Here is an 884-nt window from a genome sequence, read left to right as displayed (position 1 = left end):
GCTTCCCGCAACGGCCAGCCATTGAGCTCTCCTGACCGTCGCGCAATCACCAGAGAGGACAGCGAGTTAGCACGATTGCGAGCCGAGAACGCCGAGCTGAAACTGGAGCGTGAAATCCTAAAAAAGGCGGCGGTATTCTTTGCCAAAGAGTCCAGGTGAGATACGCCTTCGTCGCTGAAGAACGGGCTCAGTTCCCGGTGCGTCTGTTGTGCCGGGTAATGGGTGTCTCGGTTTCAGGGTTTTACGACTATCAGCATCGCCAAGGCCGTCCAGATCCGGATGCACAAATACGCATCGATCTACACAAGGTTTACGCGGCTAGCCGCAAGACCTATGGCCGACCACGGCTAGTCGAGGCGCTAAGGCAGCAGGCCTATGCGGTAGGTCATAAGCGCGTTGACCGGCTGATGCATGAAGAGCACATACAAGGCCGATCCAAGGGCGGTTTCAGGCCGTGCACCACCGACAGTCACCATGCGCTGCCAGTGGCGAGCAATTTATTGGGTCGTCAGTTCTCCGTTCAAAGCTCCACCCCAGCCTGGGTCAGTGATATCACTTACATCGCTACGAAAGAGGGCTGGCTTTATCTGGCAGTGGTACTGAGCATCCAAACCCGCCAGGTGCTAGGTTACAGCCTGGCGGACAGGATGCCTGACGACTTGGTCGAGCGCGCTTTTATGAACGCCTGGAACGCATGTTTGGGCGTCTACGGAGTGATTTTCCATTCCGATCAAGGGCGCCAGTACGCGAGCAGCAGGTTTCGTCTCGCTTTGGCCAAGAAGGGCTTCGCGCAAAGCATGAGTCGGAGAGGAAACTGCTGGGATAACGCCGTAGCTGAAAGTTTCTTCGCTACATTGAAGAGAGAGGAAGCCTGCGCGGTCTAC

At 56.4% G+C, this 884-nt stretch carries 1 pseudogene; it reads left to right on the top strand.

The features are described 5' to 3' along the window. Positions 1 to 131 precede the first annotated feature (131 nt). Positions 132 to 884 (top strand): annotated as a pseudogene (locus QSV36_RS08525) (IS3 family transposase); the annotation flags it as partial.

It is taken from the genome of Pseudomonas sp. BCRC 81390, assembly GCF_030341915.1.
Taxonomy (GTDB): Bacteria; Pseudomonadota; Gammaproteobacteria; order Pseudomonadales; family Pseudomonadaceae; genus Aquipseudomonas.
The sequence above is the reverse complement of the archived record's forward strand: the minus strand, read 5'-3'. Positions and strand labels throughout refer to the sequence as shown.